This is a genomic window from Streptomyces sp. NPDC027962, from assembly GCF_055566095.1.
On sequence record NZ_JBVHTA010000108.1, the window covers coordinates 1 to 1,702 of the forward strand.

The 1,702-nt window shown below is 75.8% G+C and carries 1 protein-coding gene; it reads left to right on the top strand.

Annotated features, from left to right (window positions below; all coding sequences use genetic code 11):
* Nucleotides 1-1,702 (top strand): polyketide synthase dehydratase domain-containing protein (locus ACZ4SA_RS36865; RefSeq protein ID WP_468283219.1); only part of this gene is annotated, 1,702 nt, incomplete at both ends.

Sequence of the window (1,702 nt, forward strand, 5' to 3'; positions counted from 1 at the left end):
CGGTGCTCGACTGGCAGAAGGTGTTCGCCGGCCGTCAGGCGGCCGGTCGTGTCGACCTCCCCACCTACGCCTTCCAGCACGAGCACTTCTGGCTGAAGCTCGCCGCGCCGCTGGGCGACGTGACCGCCGCCGGCCTCGACGCTCCCGGGCACCCGTTGCTCGGCGCGGCCGTCGTCCTCCCGGATTCCGACGGTGTGGTGCTGACGGGCCGGTTGTCGCTGCGGACGCATCCGTGGCTGGCCGACCACACCGTCATGGGCAACGTCCTTCTCCCCGGCACTGCGTTCGTTGAACTGGCGCTGCGCGCGGGCGACGAGGTCGGCTGCGACCTCGTCGAGGAACTGACCCTTGCCGCCCCGCTCGTCCTTCCCGAGCAGGGCGCGGTGGACCTCCGGGTCGTCGTCGGCTCGGCCGACGACCACGCACGTCGCACGCTGACCGTTCACTCCCGTGCCGAGGACGCGCTGCCGGAGGAGCCGTGGACCACCCACGCCACCGGTCTGCTCGGTCTCGGCAGTGCGGCCGAGCAGGCGGCGGGGCTCACCGAGTGGCCGCCGGCCGGTGCGGAACCGGCCGACGTGGACACCCTGTACGCGGACTCCGCCGCGGCCGGCTTCTCCTACGGCCCCGTCTTCCAGGGCCTGCGGGCCGCCTGGCGCGGCACGGACGGCGTGGTGTACGCGGAGGTCGCCCTCCCCGAGGACGCCGACGCCGCCTCGTACGGCATCCACCCCGCCCTGCTCGACGCCGCCCTGCACGCCATCGGTTACGGCGAGCTGCTCGCCGACGACGGCCAGGCCAGGCTGCCGTTCTCCTGGAACCACGTGGCCCTTCAGGCCGCGAACGCCTCCGAGCTGCGCGTCCGGCTCGCCCCCGCGGGCGACAACGCCATCGCCGTGACCGTGGCCGACGGCACCGGTGCGCCCGTCGCCTCGGCCGCGTCGCTGGCCTTCCGCGCCGTCTCCGCCGACCAGCTCTCGGCGGACCGTGACCCCGCGACCGACTCCCTGTTCCACGCGGAGTGGACCGAACTCCCCGCCACCGCCCAGGCGCCGGAGGCGCTCTCGATCGCCTTCCTCGGTACGGAGGGGTACGGTCCGCTGCCGGACGCCGCCGCGTACGGGGACCTCGCCGAGGTCCGGGACGTCCCGGACGCCCTCGTCGTGCGGATCCCCGCGCCGGCCGACGCCCTTGCCGACGCCGGCACGGTGACGCCGACCGCCGAGGCCGTCCGTGAGGCGACCGGCCGGGTGCTCGACCTGGCGCGCGCATGGCTGGCGGACGAGCGGTTCGCCGACGCCTGCCTGGTGCTGGTCACCGAGGGCGCCCCCGAGGCCGCCGGACGCCATGCGACCGACCTGGTGCACGCCCCCGTCCGTGGCCTGATCCGGGCCGCGCAGGCCGAGAACCCCGGGCGATTCCTCCTCGTCGACCTGGACACCGAGGTCGCCGAGGGTGCCGGCGCCGAGGCCGCCGTCGCGTCCGGCATCGCCGCCGCACGGGCGGCGGACGAGGGCGAGATCGCGATCCGCGAGGGCCGGGTTCTGGTGCCGCGGCTGGTGCGGGCCGCCCGCCCGGCCGGCCAGGAGCCGGTGGAGGCCGGCGCGTTCGGTGCAGGCACGGTTCTCGTCACGGGCGGCACGGGCGCGCTGGGTGCCCTGGTGGCCCGCCATCTGGTGACCGAGCACGGCGTACGGAGCCT